The sequence below is a fragment of the Pseudomonas sp. SWRI111 genome (assembly GCF_014268555.1).
Taxonomy (GTDB): Bacteria; Pseudomonadota; Gammaproteobacteria; order Pseudomonadales; family Pseudomonadaceae; genus Aquipseudomonas; species Aquipseudomonas hamedanensis.
In genome coordinates, this window is the sequence record NZ_JABWQQ010000001.1 from 59,062 (window position 1) to 78,120 (window position 19,059).

General features: G+C 61.1%; 18 protein-coding genes. 3 read left to right on the forward strand and 15 right to left on the reverse strand.

Translation table 11 applies throughout. The features are described from left to right. Window position 1: 1 nt before the first annotated feature. The 3 genes from cyoC to cyoA are packed head-to-tail and all read right to left on the reverse strand — an operon-like array spanning window position 2 to window position 3,524. Window positions 2-616, reverse strand: a complete 615-nt coding sequence (gene cyoC, locus HU755_RS00220; RefSeq protein ID WP_186546385.1) for a cytochrome o ubiquinol oxidase subunit III — start codon at window positions 614-616, stop codon at window positions 2-4. A 2-nt stretch (window positions 617-618) separates the two neighbouring features. Further along, window positions 619-2,592, reverse strand: coding sequence for a cytochrome o ubiquinol oxidase subunit I (gene cyoB / locus HU755_RS00225; protein ID WP_186630160.1), 1,974 nt, complete (start codon window positions 2,590-2,592; stop codon window positions 619-621). A 2-nt stretch (window positions 2,593-2,594) separates the two neighbouring features. Next, window positions 2,595-3,524, reverse strand: a complete 930-nt coding sequence (cyoA, locus tag HU755_RS00230) for a ubiquinol oxidase subunit II (RefSeq protein ID WP_186630161.1) — start codon at window positions 3,522-3,524, stop codon at window positions 2,595-2,597. Between the two features lie 402 nt (window positions 3,525-3,926). Between cyoA and HU755_RS00235 the strand changes: the two genes are divergently transcribed. Beyond that, a complete protein-coding gene (locus HU755_RS00235) occupies window positions 3,927-4,241 on the forward strand; it encodes a hypothetical protein (protein ID WP_186619058.1) in 315 nt (104 codons plus the stop codon). Between the two features lie 56 nt (window positions 4,242-4,297). Here HU755_RS00235 and HU755_RS00240 read toward each other — a convergent pair whose 3' ends face one another. Together HU755_RS00240 and HU755_RS00245 are read right to left on the reverse strand one after the other, a co-directional pair. Beyond that, window positions 4,298-5,467: a zinc-dependent alcohol dehydrogenase gene (locus tag HU755_RS00240; protein WP_186619057.1), complete on the reverse strand. Its 1,170-nt coding sequence runs from the start codon at window positions 5,465-5,467 to the stop codon at window positions 4,298-4,300. After that, window positions 5,467-6,297: an SRPBCC family protein gene (locus HU755_RS00245; protein ID WP_186630162.1), complete on the reverse strand. Its 831-nt coding sequence runs from the start codon at window positions 6,295-6,297 to the stop codon at window positions 5,467-5,469. Before HU755_RS00245 ends, HU755_RS00240 begins: the two co-directional genes overlap by 1 nt. Before the next feature lie 1,011 nt (window positions 6,298-7,308). Here HU755_RS00245 and HU755_RS00250 point away from each other — a divergent pair. Then, a complete protein-coding gene (locus tag HU755_RS00250; protein WP_186630163.1) occupies window positions 7,309-8,055 on the forward strand; it encodes a gamma-glutamyl-gamma-aminobutyrate hydrolase family protein in 747 nt (248 codons plus the stop codon). Window positions 8,056-8,073: 18 nt separating this feature from the next. Here the strand turns inward: HU755_RS00250 and HU755_RS00255 are convergent, their stop codons facing one another. The 4 genes from HU755_RS00255 to xylA all read right to left on the reverse strand — a co-directional run bounded on the left by HU755_RS00255 (window position 8,074) and on the right by xylA (window position 13,383). Further along, entirely contained in the window at window positions 8,074-9,210 is a 1,137-nt protein-coding gene (locus HU755_RS00255; RefSeq protein WP_186546379.1) for a sugar ABC transporter permease, read from the reverse strand. Continuing rightward, the gene (gene xylG / locus HU755_RS00260) at window positions 9,211-10,767 is read right to left on the reverse strand and encodes a D-xylose ABC transporter ATP-binding protein (protein ID WP_186630164.1); all 1,557 of its coding nucleotides are present in this window, start codon (window positions 10,765-10,767) and stop codon (window positions 9,211-9,213) included. It abuts the gene before it with no gap. 163 nt (window positions 10,768-10,930) lie between these two features. Then, window positions 10,931-11,932 (reverse strand): D-xylose ABC transporter substrate-binding protein, encoded by a 1,002-nt coding sequence (xylF, locus tag HU755_RS00265; RefSeq protein WP_186630165.1) that lies wholly within the window; start codon window positions 11,930-11,932, stop codon window positions 10,931-10,933. A 134-nt stretch (window positions 11,933-12,066) separates the two neighbouring features. Then, window positions 12,067-13,383, reverse strand: coding sequence for a xylose isomerase (gene xylA / locus HU755_RS00270; RefSeq protein ID WP_186630166.1), 1,317 nt, complete (start codon window positions 13,381-13,383; stop codon window positions 12,067-12,069). Window positions 13,384-13,548: 165 nt separating this feature from the next. Between xylA and HU755_RS00275 the strand changes: the two genes are divergently transcribed. Then, window positions 13,549-14,730: a XylR family transcriptional regulator gene (locus HU755_RS00275; RefSeq protein ID WP_186630167.1), complete on the forward strand. Its 1,182-nt coding sequence runs from the start codon at window positions 13,549-13,551 to the stop codon at window positions 14,728-14,730. Here the strand turns inward: HU755_RS00275 and HU755_RS00280 are convergent. The 6 genes from HU755_RS00280 to modA all read right to left on the reverse strand — a co-directional run bounded on the left by HU755_RS00280 (window position 14,723) and on the right by modA (window position 19,000). After that, window positions 14,723-14,953, reverse strand: coding sequence for a hypothetical protein (locus HU755_RS00280; protein WP_186546374.1), 231 nt, complete (start codon window positions 14,951-14,953; stop codon window positions 14,723-14,725). The two genes, HU755_RS00275 and HU755_RS00280, sit on opposite strands and share 8 nt — an antisense overlap. Window positions 14,954-15,030: 77 nt before the next feature. Then, window positions 15,031-15,273, reverse strand: coding sequence for a hypothetical protein (locus HU755_RS00285; RefSeq protein ID WP_186630168.1), 243 nt, complete (start codon window positions 15,271-15,273; stop codon window positions 15,031-15,033). Between the two features lie 87 nt (window positions 15,274-15,360). Further along, window positions 15,361-16,398, reverse strand: a complete 1,038-nt coding sequence (locus HU755_RS00290) for a DNA topoisomerase IB (protein WP_186630169.1) — start codon at window positions 16,396-16,398, stop codon at window positions 15,361-15,363. Window positions 16,399-16,466: 68 nt separating this feature from the next. Beyond that, complete coding sequence (gene modC / locus HU755_RS00295; RefSeq protein WP_186619049.1) at window positions 16,467-17,546, reverse strand: molybdenum ABC transporter ATP-binding protein; 1,080 nt, start codon at window positions 17,544-17,546, stop codon at window positions 16,467-16,469. A gap of 3 nt (window positions 17,547-17,549) precedes the next feature. Next, a complete protein-coding gene (gene modB, locus HU755_RS00300) occupies window positions 17,550-18,230 on the reverse strand; it encodes a molybdate ABC transporter permease subunit (protein WP_186630170.1) in 681 nt (226 codons plus the stop codon). Continuing rightward, window positions 18,230-19,000 carry a molybdate ABC transporter substrate-binding protein gene (gene modA, locus HU755_RS00305; RefSeq protein WP_186630171.1) on the reverse strand — a complete coding sequence of 257 codons (771 nt, stop codon included), beginning with the start codon at window positions 18,998-19,000 and terminating at the stop codon, window positions 18,230-18,232. The genes modB and modA overlap by 1 nt, the downstream gene beginning before the upstream one ends. Between the last annotated feature and the right edge of the window lie 59 nt (window positions 19,001-19,059).

Genomic DNA, 19,059 nt, shown 5'->3' on the forward strand with positions numbered 1-19,059 from the left:
GTCAGACCACCCCCAGCAGATAGACCACGGTAAATACGCAGATCCACACCACATCGAGGAAGTGCCAGAACAGGCTCAGGCAACTCAGGCGCGTGGTGTTGGTATTGGTCAAGCCGCGGCTGCGAATCTGCGCCATCAGCACCGCCATCCACACCAGCCCGCTGAGCACGTGGGCCCCGTGGGTGCCGACCAGGGTGAAGAACGCGGTGAGGAAACCGCTGCGATCCGGCCCGTAGCCTTCGGCGATGAGGTGATGGAATTCGTTGATTTCCATCGCGATAAAGCCGCAACCCAGAACGAACGTAACCCCCAGCCAGCGCAGCACATGGCCGGTGTGATTGCGGTTCATCGCCAGCATTGCGTAGCCGTAGGTGATGCTGCTCAACAACAGCAGCGCGGTTTCGACCAGCACGTACGGCAGCTCGAAAATGTCCACCGTCGACGGACCGCCCGCCACACTGTCGCGCAACACCGCATAGCCGGCGAACAGCGTGGCGAACAGGATGCAGTCGGTCATCAGGTAGATCCAGAAACCGAACACGCGCATCGAACCCGCATCTTCGTGGCCCTGCTCATGGCTATGGGCGATGTCTTTATCCAGCACGATATTGGACATGATCAGGCCTCCGCCAAGTCTTTGAGACGCGCTTTTTCAATCCGCGCGACTTCTTCAGCCGGCACGAAATAGTCAATGTCTTCGTCGTAGCTGCGAACGATCATCGCCGCCACCGAAGCGACCAGCCCGAAGATCGCCAGCCACCAGATGTGCCACACCAGGGCGAAGCTGCAGATCAGCGCGAACACGCTGATCACCAGACCGGCCGAGGTGTTGCGCGGCATATGTATGGCGCGGTAGTCAGTGTGATTGAGCGTACTGACGCCGCGCTCCTTCATGCCCCAGTAGGCGTCGAGGTCACTGACTTTCGGTTGCTCGGCAAAGTTGTAGAACGGCGGCGGCGAGGCCGTGGCCCATTCCAGCGTGCGCCCGTCCCACGGATCGCCGGTGAGGTCGCGGTATTTGGCGCGGTTGCGAATGCTGACGAACAGTTGCAGCGCCTGCGCGGTGACGCCGCAGAGAATGATGCCCACCCCCAGCAATTCCAGGAGCAGCCAGGGCTGCCAGTCCGGATTGTCGAAGTGATTGAGGCGCCGGGTCATGCCCATGAAACCGAGGACGTAGGAGGGCATGAAAGCGAAGTAAAAGCCGATCAGCCAGCACCAGAACGCGATGCGCCCGAGCTTGTCGTTGAGACGGAAGCCGAAGGCTTTGGGGAACCAGTACGTCAGCCCGGCCATGTAGCCAAACACCGCGCCACCGATGATGACGTTATGGAAGTGGGCGATCAGGAACAGACTGTTATGCAACAGGAAATCGGCACCGGGCACGGCCAGCAGCACACCGGTCATGCCGCCGATGCTGAACGTGACAATAAACCCCAGCGTCCACAACATCGGCGTTTCAAAACGCACCCGACCACGGTACATGGTGAACAGCCAGGTGAAGATTTTCACCCCGGTCGGCACCGCGATGATCATCGTCATGATCCCGAAGAACGCGTTGACGTTGGCCCCGGCGCCCATGGTGAAGAAGTGGTGCAGCCAGACGACGAACGAGAGAATCGTGATCGCGATCGTCGCCCATACCAGTGAAACGTAACCGAACAGGCGCTTGCTGCTGAAGGTCGCGGCGATCTCGGAAAAGATCCCGAACGCCGGCAGGATCAGGATGTACACCTCCGGATGGCCCCAGGCCCAGATGAGGTTGACGTACATCATCGGGTTGCCGCCGGCCTCGTTGGTGAAGAAGTGCATGCCCAGATAACGGTCGAGCGTGAGCATCAGCAGCGTTGCGGTGAGGATCGGGAACGCCGCAAGAATCAGCACCGAGGTGCACAACGCGTTCCAGGTGAACACCGGCATTTTGAACAGGGTCATGCCCTCGGTGCGCATCTTCAGGATGGTCACAAAGAAATTGACCCCCGTCAGTAGCGTGCCGATCCCGGATATCTGTAATGACCAGATGTAGTAGTCGACGCCGACCCCGGGGCTATAGCCCAGTTCGGACAAGGGCGGGTAGGCGACCCAGCCGGTGCGGGCAAATTCGCCGACGCCCAGGGAGATGTTCACCAGCGCTGCGCCGACCACGAACAGCCAGAAACTCAGTGCGTTGAGAAACGGGTAAGCCACATCGCGCGCGCCAATCTGCAAGGGCACGACGATGTTCATCAGGCCGACCACGAACGGCATGGCCATGAAGAAAATCATGATCACGCCGTGGGCGGTGAAGATCTGGTCGTAGTGTTCCGGTGGCAGATAGCCCGGCCCGCCACTGGAGGCCATCGCCTGCTGAGTGCGCATCATGATTGCGTCGGAGAAGCCACGCAGCAGCATGACCAGCGCGACGATGATGTACATGCAGCCGATTTTCTTGTGGTCGACTGAGGTGAACCACTCACGCCAGAGGTAACCCCACTTGCGCTTCCAGGTGACGGTGCCGATCAGGGCAAAACCCATCAGGCCAACAATGGCCAGGGTGTACATGACAATCGGCTCGTGCAATGGAACGGCGTCCCACGAAAGTTTCCCGAACATTATTAACGCTCCTCGGCCAGCAGACTCGGTTGTTGATCGGCGCGCTTGTCATCGCTGTTGCGTTGCACCTGACTGTCTTTGGCACGGGGTGCCTTGTTCATGCCTTCATACTTGTCGACGATGTCCAGAAACAGCCGATCCTGAACGGCCGAGTAATAAGTAATCCGGTGGGCGACGGAAGGTTTGGTCAACTGCGCATAACTGGCGTGATCAAGTTTTTGTGGCGCGCTTTTGACTTTGTTGACCCACGCTTCGTAATCCGCGCCAGTGAGCGACAACGTACTGAAGTGCATGTCGGAGAACCCATGGCCGTTATAGTTGGCGGCAATCCCGCGAAACTGGCCGGTTTCGTTGGCAATCAAATGCAACTTGGTCTGCATGCCCGCCATCGCATAGATCTGGCCACCCAGCGCCGGGATGAAAAACGAAGTCATCGCGGCATCCGAAGTCACGGTAAAACTTACCGGCGTATTAACCGGCACCGCCAGTTCATTGACCGAAGCGATGCCCAGGTCGGGGTAGATGAACAACCATTTCCAGTCAGTCGCCACGACCTGCACGTTGAGCGGTGGTGTGTCCGAATCCAGCGGTCGATAAGGGTCCAGCGAGTGCGTGGTTTCCCACGTCACCCAGCCCAGCACGCAGATGATCAGGAACGGCACGCCCCAGACCACTGCCTCGATCTTGTGCGAGCTGGCCCAGCGCGGCGAGTACTTGGCCTTCTTGTTGGTGGCGCGGTAACGGTAGGCAAACACGAACATCATGACGATCACCGGTATCACCACCAGCAGCATGAGGCCCGTTGCGAGAATGATGAGGTCGCGCTCGTCCCGGGCAACCTGGCCCTTGGGATTGAACACGATCAGATTGCAACCGGCGAGCAGAACGCTGGTAGCGAGATAGACCAGGCAATAGCTGATTGTTCGCTTCATATAGGCTCCTGTTCTAAGTTTCGATCCTTTTAACGTCGTAACGGCGACGCGCGTTTATCCCGGGGTAATAGCGCTTCGCTTGTTGGGTAAACGAAGCGAAGTGGGCCCGCTCTATTTTTTCGGCGACAGTTTGCCGTGGACAGAAAACACTGTTTCTGTACCGGTTTATTACTGTGGGGCTGACTAACGAGTAGTAGTTGAGCTCGCCTGGGCCTCGAAATTTTTGAATAAGCGCTCAGGCATTGGTTTGACAAAATGTTTCGCAAGCTGACGAACGGTTGAACTAGCGAAACGGCGGAGAGGAACTAGCGAGTTATGCTGAAAATGCCTCTCGGCAAACCGGGAATCATCCAGCGAGAGGGTGGGTCTTTGAAGAGAGCGGATTCACTTCAGGAGTACGACATGTTCATACGCGGCGAAACCTACAGGAAATGGAAGGCGACGGAAAAGGACGAAAAGTGCCATACGGAAGAGGTCGAAAACGGCTGTCACATCGAAGTGCGGACACGGGAGGCGGAGGATGGCGACATTGAAATGTTCATCAGCGTCTACACCGCGACCGGTGAATGCGCCCACGAGCGAATCAAAAAACTGCCGGGCATCGAGTGGACCGTTGAAGACGCGCTCAAGCGCGGTATCGACCAGGCGGAGCGAATTGCCGGTGGCGAGTCAGGCCGGTTGCCGTGCGCCGATGCGCATAATCACGCGGACGACTAGGTTGGCAACGCCACTGCTGCCGGCAACGCCTGCCGGCAGCAGTGGCGCTGTGCTCATCACGGTTTGAATACGGCTCGCAGGCACTGGTCGGTTTTTTCCTTGAACATCTGATAGCCCTGCGCGCCATCCTCCAGGCTCATGGGATGGGTCAGCAACCACGAGGGGTCGAGTTCGCCTTTCTGGATGTGTTCGAACAAGGTCGGCGCGTAGCGTTGCCCTGGCTGCTGCCCGGACTTGAGCGTCAGGGCCTTGTTGACAATCGCGCCCATCGGGAATTTATCGAGCAGGCCGCCGTACACACCGACCACCGACACCGTGCCGCCCTTGCGACAGGCGCGAATGGCCTGACGCAGCACCGTGCCGCGCTCGGTGTGCAGGCGCAGCATCTGCTTGGTTTTGTCGTAGGCGTAATCGATCTCGGTGCCGTGGGCCTCCATGCCGACGCAATCGATACAACGATCCGGCCCGCGCCCGCCGGTCAGTTCCAACAGGGCTTCGTGGACGTTGGTGCGTTCGTAGTTGATGGTGATCGCCTTGCCACGTTCTTCAGCCAGGCGCAGGCGGTCGGGGTAGCGATCAATCGCAATCACCCGTTCTGCACCGAGCAGATAGGCGCTGCAGATCGCCATCAGCCCGACCCCGCCGCAGCCCCACACCGCCACCGTGTCGCCCGGCTGGATCCCGGCGTTGTCGGCGGCGAAATAGCCGGTTGGCGCGGCGTCGGAAACGAACAACGCCTGTTCGTCGCGTACGCCTTCAGGCACTTTGAACAGGTTAGTGTCGGCGTACGGCACGCGCACGTAGGTGGCATGGCTGCCCGGATACCCGCCGAAGGCATGGCTGTAGCCGATGATGCCGCAGCACGGTTGGCCATAGGCGAGGTCGGTGGCCGAGGGGTTGGGGTTGGAGTTGTCGCAGCAGGAAAAATCGCTGCGCTGACAGTGTTCGCAATGTCCGCAGCCGATGATCGAAATGGTGATGACCTTGTCACCCTTGCGCAGGCCGTTGACGCCGGGCCCGACTTCGACGATCTCGCCCATGAACTCATGGCCGATGATATCGCCCGGCTTCATCGCCGGAACGTAACCGCCGAGCAAATGCAGATCGGAGCCGCACACCGACGACAGCGTCACGCGAATGATTGCATCGCGCGGGTTGAGGATCGCCGGATCGGCAACGTTGTCGACTTGCAAACGGTTGGGGGCTTGCCAGGTAAGTGCGCGCATCAGTGAATCCCTCCTTCAATCACCACGCCGGTCTTGACCGATTGCTGGCCGGCGGTGTCCGTGCTTTCGCCGTGGACATAAAAGAAATCATCGTCGCCTTCGGGGCGCAGTCGGTTGTTGCTGACTTCGCCGGTTTCCATTTGCTGTTTTATCGCTTGCAGGCCGTTGAGCAAGGCCTTGTCGCTGAACAGGCTGATGGCCCGGGCGAGACCGTAGCCGAGTTTGCCCATCGCCGGTTTGCAGGCGATCACAGCTTTGACTTCGGTGCCGCGACCGGCCGGCGCAGGCGTGAGCGATACCGAGATATCGTGCTGCCAGCGCGACTCGGCCGAGGTCTGCCAATGCAGTGAGTTTTCGTTTTCGGCAGGCTGACGGACCAGCGTCCAGTGCAGGCGCCGCCCGGCGGGTGCGCGGACCGTCCAGCGCGTGGTGTCGGGCGTCAGTTGCTCGACGCTGTCGACCCAGCGCAGCAGCGGGCCGATATTGTCGACACGGGCGATAAAGTCCCAGACTTCTTCCAGCGGTCGCATGATGGTCACGCTGCGGGTAATGGCTTCGCTGATCGGCCAGTGGTGCTCACGGCTGAACTGCTGCTCGAACGGGGTGGGTGTCAGTGCCTGTTTCAAGCGGCAATGGCCGGCAACGCCGCGCCACACGCCATACGCCCCGGCCACGATCTCCAGAGCACCGGCCAGGCCACCCTTGCGCCAGCCATGCGTCAACAACGCGGCCCCGGCCGTCAGCGACAACGCACGCTCGGCGCCGGTCATCGCCCCGCGCTGCTGGCTGTCGTTTCGGGAGTGAGTCGCTATCAGCGGATGGTCAGTCATGTTGCAATCCTCCATCGGTGTGTTAGCGATAGAAAAAACGCCGCCGTTTGAGGTTCAACTGTATTCGTGCGTGACGGGATGAGAGGTCGTTTGCCAGTGGCTGGATCCAGAAACTCCGTGAGAGTCAGCAGATCCTGTGAACAGCGAAAAACCATGTGGGAGCGAGCTTGCTCGCGAAGGCAATCTGTCAGTCAGAGCGGTGCTGACTGACCCGGCGCTTTCGCGAGCAGGCTCGCTCCCACAGGTTTTTTTGTGGTGCCAACAGGTTGTGTGTGCGGCGAAAATCCATGTGGGAGCGGGCTTGCTCGCGAATGCAATCTGGCAGTTGGTGAAGTGCTGACTCACCCGGCGCTTTCGCGAGCAGGCTCACTCCTACAGGTGTTTTTGTGGTGTCAGCAGGTTGTGTGTGCGGCGGCAATCCATGTGGGAGCGGGCTTGCTCGCGAAGGCGATCTGTCAGTTGGTGAAGTGGCGACTGACCCGGCGCTTTCGCGAGCAGGCTCACTCCTACAGGTGTTTCTGTGGTGTCAGGAGGGTGTGTACGGCGGGAGTCCACGTGGGAGCGGGCTTGCTCGCGAAGGTGATCTGTCAGTTGGAGAAGTGCTGACTGACCCGGCGCTTTCGCGAGCAGGCTCACTCCCACAGGTGTTTTTGTGGTGTCAGCAGGTTGCGTGTGTGCAGCAGGAGTCCATGTGGGAGCGGGCTTGCTCGCGAAGGCGATCTGTCAGTTGGAGAAGTGGCGACTGACCCGGCGCTTTCGCGAGCAGGCTCACTCCTACAGGTTTTATTGTGTGTCAGCAGGTTGTGTGTTCAGCGGCAATCCATGTGGGAGCGGGCTTGCTCGCGAAGGCAATCTGTCAGTTGGTGAAGTGTTGACTGACCCGGCGCTTTCGCGAGCAAGCCCGTTCCCGCAGGTGGGATCGGCTGCGGTCGAAACTAAATGAACGCACCGGCTCGCAGCGCAATCCACATAGGGACAAAGCACTGATAACAGCACAACGGGGGTGTTCACATGTCTCGTCTGCCCATCATCGGGGTCACGGCCTGTTCCTCGCAGATCGGTCCGCACGCCGTGCAAATGAATGACGACAAGAATTCGCAGGCGGTGGCCACGGCGGCGAAGGGGTTGCCGCTGATTCTGCCGATGTTTCCTGACTTGCTCGACCCGGCGCAGATCATCGCCAGCCTCGACGGTCTGCTGTTCACCGGCGCGCCGTCGAACATCGAACCGCATCACTATGGTGGCCGCCCGAACCCGCCGGGCACCGAGCACGATCCGGCGCGCGATCAATTGGCGCTGCCGTTATGGCGCGCCGCCGTCGACGCCGGTTTGCCGGTGCTCGGCCTGTGCCGGGGGTTGCAGGAACTGAACGTGGCGTTCGGCGGAACGCTTGATCAACAACTCGACGAACCGGGGCCGGAACACGAACCGCCCAGCGACGAATCCATCGAGGAACAATACGCTCGCACCCACGACGTGACCGTGCAGCCGGGCGGTGTGCTGTCGCGGCTGGGCCTGAACGGGGTGATCAAAGTCAATTCAGTGCACGGACAAGGCATCGGGCGAGTCGCCGAAGGCCTGCGTATCGAGGCGATCGCCGAGGACGGCTTGATTGAAGCGCTGTCGGTGGAAGGCAGCAAGGGCTTTGCCCTGGCGGTGCAATGGCACCCGGAATGGCACGTCATGGAAAATGCCGATTACCGGGTGATTTTCCATGCCTTCGGCGAGGCCTGCCGCCAGCGCGCGCAGTCACGCTAGCGGGCGGCCCGGCAACGCTCAGCGCCGGGCGGTGCGGGTGCTGACATCGACCCACACGGCGAGCACCAGGATGCTGCCCTTGACGATCATCTGCCAGTAACTGTCGACGTCGAGCATCGACATGCCGTTGTCGAGGCTGGTGATCACCAGGGCCCCGAGCAGGGCGCCGTACACCGTGCCCGATCCGCCGCGCATCGAGGTGCCGCCGATAAAGCACGCGGCAATGGCGTCGAGTTCGCCCATGCTGCCCGCCGACGGCGAGCCCGCCGCAAGGCGCGCGGTATTGACCATCCCGGCCAACGCACACATCACCCCCATGATGCCGAAAATCCATAATTTCACTGCCTGCACATTGATGCCCGACAGGCGCGTCGCCTCCATGTTGCTACCCACCGAATACACCCGACGGCCGAACACGGTCTGGCTGGTGACGTAGCTGAACACACCGAGCAGCACCAACAGCAGCAACACCGGCACCGGAATCCCGTCGTAGCTGTTGAGGGTCACGACGAACCCGGTGATTACCGCGCCGATCAGCACCACCCGCAGTCCATCCCGCACCCGTGAATGCGCGGCCAATCCATGCAGCGCGCGGTTGCGGCGTTGCTTCCAGGTCAGGAACAGCGTCAGTGCGAACAGCACAATGCCCAATCCGCTGCCCACCGCGTGCGGCAGATAACCCTGACCGACATACACCAGTTCCGGCGACACCGGGGCGATGGTCGTGCCGCCGGTAATCCCCAGCAAGATGCCGCGAAACGCCAACATGCCGCCCAGGCCGACGATGAACGAAGGGATGCGCAGATAGGCGGTCATGTAGCCGTTGGCCAGGCCGATCATCAAGCCACACAGCGCGACCAGACTGAGGTTGGCCAGCAACGGAATGTGGTAGACAACGTCCAGAATCGCCGCCAGCCCGCCGAGCAAACCCAGCAGCGAGCCGACCGACAAATCGATCTCGCCGCTGATGATCACCAGCACCATGCCGCAGGCGAGAATCCCGGTGATCGACATTTGCCGCAGCAGGTTGGAGAGGTTGCGCGGGGTGAGGAAACCACCCTCGGTCTGCCAACTGAAGAACAGCCAGATCAGCGCCACGGCGATGACCAGCGCGAGCATTTTGTAGCGGGTGAACAGTTGTTTGACCTGATTCATCTACGCGGACTTCCGATCATTATTGTGATGCCCATCGGGTTGGCTGAGCGCGGCGGCGAGCACCTGTTCCTGGGTCAATTGCTGGTTGATGAAGTCGCCGCGCAGGCGGCCGTCGCCGATCACCAGCACGCGGTCGGACACCCCGAGCACTTCGGCCAGTTCCGACGACACCATGATGATCGCCACCCCTTCGGCAGCCAGCGCGCCCATCAGCTTGTAGATTTCGTACTTGGCGCCGACGTCGACGCCACGGGTCGGCTCGTCGAGAATCAGCACCTTCGGTTTGGTCAGCAGCATCTTCGCCAGCACGGCTTTTTGCTGGTTGCCGCCCGAGAGGCTGGTGATCGGCAGAAACGGGCTGGCGGTTTTCAGGTGCAGGCGCGAGATTTCCCGCTCGATGCTGCCCAGTTCGGCTTCGGCGTCGATGCGTGTCAGTTTCGAATAGCTGTCGAGGACCGCCAGGGTGATGTTCTGCCCGACGCCCAGATCCGGAATGATGCCTTGGCGCTTGCGGTCCTCGGGGACCATGCATAGGCCGGCGCGGATCGCTTTGAGCGGCGTGCGCGTGTCGATGCACTGGCCCTCCAGCCACACCTGCGCTTCGTAGCGCCCCGGATAGGCGCCGAACAGCGCGGACACCAGCTCTGTGCGCCCGGCGCCGACCAGGCCGGCAATGCCGAGAATTTCGCCACGCCTGAGAACGAACGACACGTCGTCGACGCGTTTGCGCTTCGGGCTGTCGACGTCATAACAGGTGACGTGGCGTGCCTCGAAAATGACCTCGCCGACCTCGTGCGGTTCGGTGGGGTAGAGGTTGGCCATTTCGCGTCCGACCATTTGCGTGATGATCTGCGCGATGTCCATGTCGGCCATGGCCGTGGTCGCAATGTGCCGACCGTCGCGAATCACCGCAATGGTGTCGCACACCGCAGCCACTTCATCGAGCTTGTGCGAGATGTAAACACAGGCGACGCCCTTGGCCTTGAGGTCGCGGATGATGTCGAGCAGCACCTCGATTTCCGAGCGGGTCAGGGCAGAGGAGGGCTCGTCGAGAATCAGCAGGCGCGCCTGTTTGTTCAAGGCCTTGGCGATTTCCACCAGTTGCTGGTAACCCCCGCCGTACTGCGAAACCGGCAGCGAGACGTTCATGTCCGGCACTTTCAGCTCGCGCATCAGGGCTTCGGCGCGGTGGATCATCGCCGGGTAATTCATGCGCCCGCCGGGCAAGGTCAGTTCATGGCCCATGAAAATGTTTTCGGCCACGGACAGGTCGGGCACCAGGGTCAGTTCCTGATGAATGATGACGATGCCGGCCGCTTCCGTTTCGCTGATCGACTGCGCGCGCAGCGGCTGGCCATCCCAGAGAATTTCTCCGTCCCAGGTGCCGTAGGGATAGACCGCCGACAGCACCTTCATCAACGTTGACTTGCCGGCGCCATTCTCGCCGCACAGGCCGACGCATTCACCGGGCCTGACCTTGATATCAATGCCATTGAGGGCTTTGACACCGCCGAAGGATTTGACGATGCCGTTCATTTGCAGCAGATAGTCGGACATGGAGAGAGCTCATAAACAGGGTTCAGGCAGTCACTGATCCTGTGTGGGAGCGGGCTTGCTCGCGAAAGCGTCCGTTCAGACACTGCTTCGCTGACTGACACGCCGCCTTCGCGAGCAAGCCCGCTCCCACCAGGTTGTGTGTGATCAGAACGTTACGGTCTGATCACTTCCCGGCGATCTGTGCCTTGGTGTAGAAGCCGTCCTGTTCGAGCAGGTCGATGTTGTCCCTGGTCAACGCGGTGGGCGTGAGCAGGATGGTGTCGACTTTTTTGCTGCCATTGTCGTACTGCGAGCTATAGGTCGGTTTTTCGTTGCGCGCCAGTTGCACCGACAGCTTGGCGGCTTCGGAGGCGATCAGTTTCAGTGGCTTGTAGACGGTCATGGTCTGCGTGCCGTCGATGACTCGCTTCACAGCGGCAAGGTCGGCGTCCTGGCCGGAGATCGGCACCTTGCCGGCCAGCTTCTGCGCGGCCAGCGCCTGGATTGCGCCGCCGGCGGTGGCGTCGTTGGAGGCGACGATGCCGTCGATTTTGTTGTTGTTACGGGTCAGTGCGTTTTCGACGATGCTCAGCGCCTCGGTCGGGTTCCATTCCTTGACCCACTGCTGGCCGACGATTTTGATGTCGCCTTTGTCGATCGCCGGTTGCAGCACCTTCATCTGGCCTTCACGCAGGATCTTCGCGTTGTTGTCGGTCGGTGCGCCACCGAGCAGGAAGTAGTTGCCCTTCGGCGCAGCCTTGAGCACGCCGCCGGCCTGCATCTCGCCGACTTTTTCGTTATCGAAGGAAATGTAGGCGTCGACATCGGCGTTAAGAATCAAGCGGTCATACGACACCACTTTGATCCCGGCCTTCTTCGCCTCGGCGACCGCATTGGTCAGCACGGTGGCATTGAACGGCACGATGACGATTACGTCGACGCCACGGGAAATCAGGTTTTCGATTTGTGAAATCTGCTTCTGCTCGTTGGCATCGGCCGATTGCACAAAGACCTTGGCGTTCATTTTCTCCGCCGCCGCGACGAAATAATCGCGGTCGCGCGACCAGCGTTCGAGGCGCAGGTCATCGATGGAAAAACCGATTTTCGGGTTGGCCGAGTCGGCCATGACAGGTAACGAGAGCAGGGCGAGGGCGCCGGCGAGCAAGGTACGTTTGGCTTTGTTCATGGTGGTGCGTCCTTTTATTGTTGTTGGAAGACACTGCCTGACGAGGCGCATGGTGCGCCAGAAACTGTAGAACGTTGGTCGAGGTTCGCGGCGACAGAATTGTCATGGAAATGTCACCGCGACCCGCGTCGTGCTCAGGAATAAATGAACCGGTTGACGACGTTCTCGAGCATCTCCTGGCGGCCGCTGACGGCGTGTGGGTTGAGCTCGTTGCTGAAGGCGTGTTCGGCCAGCGACTCGAGGCTGAACTCACCGGCCAGCACCGCCTGCCCTAACGGCTGTTGCCAGCCGGCGTAGCGCTGATCCTTGAATTTTTGCAGGCGGTCGTCCTGGACCATCGCAGCGGCGCGTTCCAGCGCCAGGGCGAGCACGTCCATGGCGGCAACGTGGCCGTGGAACAGGTCGATGTCGTCGAGACTCTGGCGGCGCACCTTGGAATCGAAATTGAAACCGCCATGGGTGAAACCGCCGGCCTTGAGGATTTCATAGGTGGCCAGGGTCATTTCCTCGACGCTGTTGGGGAACTGGTCGGTGTCCCAGCCGTTCTGTGGGTCGCCGCGGTTGGCGTCGATGCTGCCGAAGATGCCCAGTGACGTCGCCGTGGCGATTTCATGGTGGAAACTGTGCCCGGCGAGCGTTGCGTGGTTGGCTTCGATGTTGACCTTGATTTCGTTTTCCAGACCGAACTGCTGGAGAAAGCCGAACACCGTGGCGGTGTCGTAATCGTACTGATGCTTGGTCGGCTCCTGCGGTTTCGGTTCGATCAGCAGATCGCCCTTGAAGCCGATCTTGTGCTTGTGCTCGACCACCATGCGCATGAAGCGCCCGAGTTGTTCGCGCTCGCGTTTGAGGTCGGTATTGAGCAAGGTCTCATAGCCTTCGCGACCGCCCCAGAGCACGTAGTTCGAGCCCTTGAGGCGCTGTGTCGCGTTCATTGCGCTGAACACCTGGGCGGCGGCGCAGGCGAAAATCTGTGGGTCGGGATTGCTCGCGGCGCCAGCGGCGAAGCGCGGATTGCTGAAGCAATTGGCGGTGCCCCACAGCAGCTTGATACCCGACTGCTCTTGATGACGCTCCAGATGATCGACCATCTGCGCGAAGTTATGGCGGTACTCGCGCAGGGAGTTGCCTTCGGGCGCGACGTCGGTGTCGTGGAAGCAGTAATAATCGATGCCCAGTTTGCTGAAGAACTCGAACGCCGCCTCGGCCTTGCCGATCGCCAATTCCATGGGATCGCCACTGCGCTGCCAGGGGCGCTTGAACGTACCGGCGCCGAACACGTCGGAACCCGGCCAGACGAACGTGTGCCAGTAGCAGACCGCCATGCGCAGGTGCTCGCGCATCGGTTTGCCGAGGACGATTTTATCGGCATCATAGTGGCGGAAGGCGAGGGCCGATTCGCTGGCGGGGCCCTCGTAGCGGATCTTGTCGACATCGGGGAAAAACGACATGGGGCGGTCCTTTGTTGTTCTTGGTGTGCCTCGATACTAGCAACGGCGCAGGGCGTGCTGATTATGAAAATCACCAACCGGGTGTGCGATTTTGACTATTGAGCTTCGCCGTGCACGGGCCTAGTCTGTGCCGATCGCTTCGGCATCGATGGCCCGGATCTGCCCATGAAAACCGTCCCGCCCGTGCACCGCATCGCCCTGTTGTTCAACGGCAACAAGATCTACGACCGCGGCATCATCAGCGGCATCGGCAACTACCTGAGCAGCACGCGTGCGTCCTGGGATCTGTTTCTTGAGGAGGATTTTCTTTGTCGCCTGAAAGGCATCGAACGCTGGCAGGGCGACGGGATCATTGCCGACTTCGACGATCCGCTGATCGGCGAAGCACTGGCCGGCATCAACAGGCCGGTGGTCGCAGTGGGCGGTTCTTATCAGGATGCGCGGGCGTACCCCAAGGGCATTCCCTACGTGGCGACCGATAACGACGCCCTGATGAAAATGGCCTACGAGCATTTGATCGAGGCCGGACTGACGCGATTTGCCTGCTTCAGCCTGCCCGAGGCGCAAGCCAACCGCTGGGCGCAGGAGCGCGAAAAAGCCTTTCGCCGCTTGATGCAGCGCGACGGCCTGGAGGTTGAGATCTATCGCGGCATGGGCACCAGCGCGCCGCTGTGGGACAGCGCCGTCGAACAACAGATCGCCTGGCTGCAAAGCCTGCCCAAACCGGTGGGGATTATCGCCGTCAGTGACGCCCGGGCGCGGCAGTTGCTCCAGGCTTGCCTGACCGCCGGCATCGCAGTGCCCGAGCAAGTCGCGTTGATCGGCATCGATAACGATCCGCTGACCCGCAGTCTGACCCGGGTGCCGTTGAGTTCAGTGATTCAGGGCACCGAGACCATGGGCCGCACCGCTGCGCATCTGCTCCATCAGATGCTGCACGGTATGCCGTCCACGGGGACACAGATCCTCATCCCGCCGGACGCGATCAATGTGCAGACCTCGAGCCTGCATCAGCCGTTGGGCAATCCGTATGTGATGCAAGCGCTGCTGTTCATTCGTCAGTACGCGTGTCAGGGCATCAAAACGGCGCAAGTGGCCGGGTATGTCGGCATTTCACGCTCATCCCTGGAAGCGCATTTTCGCAAGGTCCGTGGTTGCAGCGTGCACGACGAGATCCTGCGCTTCAAACTGGCGGCCGCGGCCAGTGGCCTGAACCATACCGGCGCGGCCATTGCCGACATCGCGCGCAGTTGCGGCTTCAAATCCGCGCAATACCTGCACACGGTGTTCCGCCGCGAATTTGGCTGCACGCCGCGTGAATACCAGCAGGGCGAGCGGCCTATCTGAAACGTGGCAGCGGCCGGTCGACGGGCTTGAGCGACGACAGCGTGTTGCGGATCAGCGGCGTGTCTTTTTCGATATCGTTCAGGCGGTCGCGGATGCGCAGGGCGGTGGGGTGGCCGCCTTGGTGATCGACCCAGTCGGCGATCTCCTTGCAAGCGGCGGCGAGGCGCGCCTGGCGGGCGTCAAGCAGGGTGAGGAGGGTGGTGATGGACTCTTTTTCGGACATGGAACACCTCCATTCAAGAACAGCAGTGAGTGATAGCCAAAGGCCGGCGAGTCACAGCTGATTTCAGTATAGACCCGCTAATCGCCGGCCTCCGCCGGGTGAGGGGGGGCCGCTGACACAGAACTGGCTGCGTTGAGTCGCTGGCATTCGCGTTGCGCATCGAGCTGAGCGTCGTAGCCGTCACCGATGAAGCCGTCGGTGCGTTTGTCGCAGATACGGAACCAGGCCGTGGCTTCGGCCGGTGGCTGCGGGCGCTCCCCGGCGCGGCGTCCATGAATGACGATCTTGTTGCAACGCTTCACGATGAAGGGGTCTTCCATGGCGTCACCGCAGTTGAATCGTGTCACATCAACTATAGAAGCCTATGGCGATTGTGCAAAAAATAGACAACTTGCGCCTATGCCTTCTCAGGAGGCTTGCGCCATCTCGCTCATTCGCTCCAGAAACATCGCCAGCGCCACTTCCTCTTCACGCAGGCCTTTGCGCGTACGTGGCCGTGGCAGTTCAGCGAGGGCGCCGCGCATGAAATGCTCGACCACGGCCGGATGGATGTAGCATTTGCGGCACACCGCCGGCGTGTTTCCCAGTTGTCTGGCGACACTCTTCACCATGTCTACCACGTGGCGCTTGGCTTCGCTGTCCGATTCGTGGCGGATCTCGCGCAATGTCGCCAATGCCAACGCACTGCCTGCCCAGGTGCGGTAATCCTTGGCGGTGAAATCGGCACCGGTAAGGGTTTTCAGGTAGGCGTTGACGTCGGACGAGGTCACGGTGTGGCGCTCGCCGTTTTCATCCAGATACTGAAACAGGTTCTGCCCCGGAATCTCCAGGCACCGCTTGATCACCCGCGCCAGGCGCCGGTCCTTGACGGTGATCTGATGTTCGATGCCGCTTTTGCCGCGAAACTGGAACAGGATCGCGCTGCCGTTGACCTCGACGTGGCGGCTGCGCAGGGTGGTCAGGCCGTAGGAGCGGTTGTCGCGCGCGTATTGCGTGTTGCCGACGCGGATCAATGTCGCATCGAGCAGCAGAATCACCGTGGCCATGACTTTGTCGCGGCTGAAACCGGGCGCGGCGAGCAAGGTTTCCAGCTGTTTGCGCAGTTTCGGCAAAGCCATGCCGAACTCGCGCAGGCGCGAATATTTATCCGCATCGCGCACTTCGCGCCAACGCGGGTGATAGCGGTACTGTTTGCGCCCGCGGGCATCGCGGCCGGTGGCTTGCAAATGCCCGCACGGATCGGCGCAGATCCACACGTCGGTGTACGCCGGCGGCACGGCGAGGGCGTTGATGCGTTTGATTTCCTCGGGATCGCTGATGCGTTGACCGGACGGGTCGAAATAACAGAATTTGCCTCGCAGCTTCTTACGCGTGATGCCGGGCTGGGTGTCGTCGACGTAATGCAGGTCGGCTGGCAGTGCAACGGTCAGCTCGGTATCGGACATGGCAGGTTTCCTTGGCGGCAGATCAGTAAAGCGATTGACCGCACGCCATGGCCGTCGTGCCAACCGATTCAGGCCAGCACGGCAACCGCCTTGATTTGCGCCCAGAGCGCCTGCCCTGGGTGCACGCCCAAGTGGTCCCGGGAAAACCGCGTGATGCGCGCCAGCAGCGGCGTGCCGCCGGCGTCCAGTCGAATCAGCACGTGCGCGCTGTTGTCCGCCGCCTGTTCACTGACCACCGTGACCGGCAGCCGATTGAGAATGCTGCTCGACTCGGCGTTGTCCAGAGACAGGCTGACGTCCCGCGCATGCACCTTGCAGCGCAAGGCCTGGCCCAGCGCCAGCGGTGCGTGGGTGACGCGGATGTGCATCGCGGTGGCGGGCAGTTGCAGGCTCAGCAGTTGGTAGTCGGCGTCATAGGCGCTGACCTGGCCTTCAATAATGACGCCGGCGTCATCGCCCATCGCCATGGGCAAATCCAGTCGCGCCAGCGTTTCACCGATCGGGCCACTGGCCAGAGCCTTGCCGGCGCTGAGCAGCACCAGATGATCGGCCAGTCGCGCCACTTCATCCTGAGCATGGCTGACGTACAGCACCGGAATGTCCAATTCATCGTGCAGGCGTTGCAGGTACGGCAGGATTTCCCGTTTGCGCTGGCTGTCGAGTGCGGCCAGCGGCTCGTCCATCAACAGCAATTCGGGGCTGGTCAGCAGCGCGCGGGCGATGCCCACGCGCTGGCGTTCGCCGCCGGACAAATGCTGCGGATGACGCTCCAGCAAATGGCCGATACCCAGCAGTTCGCTGGCTTGCGCCAGGTCGACGCGGCGTTCCGCACGGGCGATGCGCTTGAGGCCGAATTGCAGATTGGCCCGCACCGACAGATGCGCAAACAGGCTGGCTTCCTGAAAGACATAGCCAAGCGCACGCTTGTGCGGCGCGACGAAAATACCCTTGGCGCTGTCCTGCCAGACTTGGTCATTGACCCGGATCAGTCCGTGGGCGGCGCGTTCAAGCCCGGCAATGCAGCGCAGGCAGGTGGTTTTGCCGGAACCCGAGTGACCGTACAAGGCCGTCACCCCCCGTCCCGGTAAATGCAGATCGACGTCCAGATTGAAATCCGGCCAGACCAGGTTCAGACGTACATCGATCATCAATCAGCTCCAGCCCATGCGGGTTTTGCGGCTGGAGTACAGCGCCAGCAACACCACAAACGAAAACACCAGCATCACGCCTGCCAGCCAATGGGCCTGAGCGTATTCCATCGCTTCGACGTGGTCGTAGATTTGCACCGAGACCACGCGGGTCTTGTCGGGGATGTTGCCGCCGATCATCAGCACTACACCAAACTCTCCGACGGTGTGAGCAAAACCGAGGATCGCCGCGGTGATAAACCCCGGGCGTGCCAGCGGCAGGATCACGCTGAAAAAAGTGTCCCAAGGCCCGGCCCGTAAAGTGGCAGCCACTTCCAGCGGGCGATCGCCGATTGCCGAAAACGCGTTCTGCAAGGGCTGCACCACGAACGGCATGGAATAGATCACCGAACCGATCACCAGCCCGGTGAAGCTGAACGTCAGGGTGCCGAGGCCGAGCCACTGGGTGAACTGGCCGAGCGCGCCATGGGGCCCCATCAGCACCAGCAGATAGAAACCGATGACCGTCGGCGGCAGCACCAGCGGCAGCGCGACGATCGCGCCGACCGGGCCGCGCAACCATGAGCGGGTCCGCGCCAGCCACAGCGCAATCGGCGTGCCGATCAGCAGCAGGATGACCGTGGTCAGCGCTGCCAGCTTCAGGGTCAGCCAGATTGCGGCGAAATCCGCGCTCGTCAGCGACATCAGCGCTGGTAGCCGAAGGACTGAATCAGTGCCGTGGCTTTTGCGCCTTTGAGGTAATCAACCAGCGCCTTGGCGGCGGGGTTGTCCTTGCCTTTGTTGAGTATCACGGCGTCTTGCCGGATTGGCTGGTGGAGATCGGCGGGGACGATCCAGGCCGAGCCGCCGCTGACTTTGCCGTCCTTGTAGATCTGCGAGAGGGCGACAAAGCCCAGTTCGGCATTGCCCGTCGAAACGAACTGATAGGCCTGGGTGATGTTCTGGCCCTCGACGATTTTCGCGCGGGTTGCCTCAGTCAGCTTCAGCTTGTCCAGAACCTGGGTGGCGGCGAGGCCGTAGGGCGCGGTTTTCGGGTTGGCGATGGCCAAGTGCTGAAACGGGTTATCCGCCAGCACTTCGCCCTTGGCGTCGACATAGCCTGCTTTGGCCGACCACAGGGCGAGGGTTCCGATGGCGTAGGTGAAACGCGAGCCTTTGACGGTTTCGCCTTCTGCCTCAAGCTTTTGCGGGGTGCTGTCGTCGGCCGCCAGAAACACTTCAAACGGCGCGCCGTTTTTGATCTGCGTATAGAACTGGCCCGTCGCGCCGTAGGCGGCGATCAGTTTGTGTCCGGTGGCTTTTTCAAAATCGGCAGCGATGGCCTGAATCGGCGCGGTGAAATTAGCGGCGACCGCCACTTGCACTTCGTCAGCCTGGACGGCAGCGACGGTAAACATCGAAAGCAAAGAAGCGAGGCAGGCACGCAGAATCATTGAACAGCTCCGTGTTGGCATATGCCGGGCCGGTGTCCAAAAGAACAGCCGTGTCGACAATCTTGGCGAAAGCGCTATGT

What these genes read in the sequence shown, in the direction of transcription:
- modB (WP_186630170.1), bottom strand. Translation starts at nt 18,230, where the DNA reads ATGTCGCTGACGAGCGCGGATTTCGCCGCAATCTGGCTGACCCTGAAG.
- cyoB (WP_186630160.1), bottom strand. Translation starts at nt 2,592, where the DNA reads ATGTTCGGGAAACTTTCGTGGGACGCCGTTCCATTGCACGAGCCGATT.
- HU755_RS00255 (WP_186546379.1), bottom strand. Translation starts at nt 9,210, where the DNA reads ATGAATCAGGTCAAACAACTGTTCACCCGCTACAAAATGCTCGCGCTG.
- HU755_RS00235 (WP_186619058.1), top strand. Translation starts at nt 3,927, where the DNA reads ATGTTCATACGCGGCGAAACCTACAGGAAATGGAAGGCGACGGAAAAG.
- modC (WP_186619049.1), bottom strand. Translation starts at nt 17,546, where the DNA reads ATGATCGATGTACGTCTGAACCTGGTCTGGCCGGATTTCAATCTGGAC.
- HU755_RS00275 (WP_186630167.1), top strand. Translation starts at nt 13,549, where the DNA reads ATGAAAACCGTCCCGCCCGTGCACCGCATCGCCCTGTTGTTCAACGGC.
- HU755_RS00285 (WP_186630168.1), bottom strand. Translation starts at nt 15,273, where the DNA reads ATGGAAGACCCCTTCATCGTGAAGCGTTGCAACAAGATCGTCATTCAT.
- xylF (WP_186630165.1), bottom strand. Translation starts at nt 11,932, where the DNA reads ATGAACAAAGCCAAACGTACCTTGCTCGCCGGCGCCCTCGCCCTGCTC.
- xylG (WP_186630164.1), bottom strand. Translation starts at nt 10,767, where the DNA reads ATGTCCGACTATCTGCTGCAAATGAACGGCATCGTCAAATCCTTCGGC.
- cyoC (WP_186546385.1), bottom strand. Translation starts at nt 616, where the DNA reads ATGTCCAATATCGTGCTGGATAAAGACATCGCCCATAGCCATGAGCAG.
- HU755_RS00240 (WP_186619057.1), bottom strand. Translation starts at nt 5,467, where the DNA reads ATGCGCGCACTTACCTGGCAAGCCCCCAACCGTTTGCAAGTCGACAAC.
- xylA (WP_186630166.1), bottom strand. Translation starts at nt 13,383, where the DNA reads ATGTCGTTTTTCCCCGATGTCGACAAGATCCGCTACGAGGGCCCCGCC.
- HU755_RS00290 (WP_186630169.1), bottom strand. Translation starts at nt 16,398, where the DNA reads ATGTCCGATACCGAGCTGACCGTTGCACTGCCAGCCGACCTGCATTAC.
- HU755_RS00245 (WP_186630162.1), bottom strand. Translation starts at nt 6,297, where the DNA reads ATGACTGACCATCCGCTGATAGCGACTCACTCCCGAAACGACAGCCAG.
- HU755_RS00250 (WP_186630163.1), top strand. Translation starts at nt 7,309, where the DNA reads ATGTCTCGTCTGCCCATCATCGGGGTCACGGCCTGTTCCTCGCAGATC.
- modA (WP_186630171.1), bottom strand. Translation starts at nt 19,000, where the DNA reads ATGCCAACACGGAGCTGTTCAATGATTCTGCGTGCCTGCCTCGCTTCT.
- cyoA (WP_186630161.1), bottom strand. Translation starts at nt 3,524, where the DNA reads ATGAAGCGAACAATCAGCTATTGCCTGGTCTATCTCGCTACCAGCGTT.
- HU755_RS00280 (WP_186546374.1), bottom strand. Translation starts at nt 14,953, where the DNA reads ATGTCCGAAAAAGAGTCCATCACCACCCTCCTCACCCTGCTTGACGCC.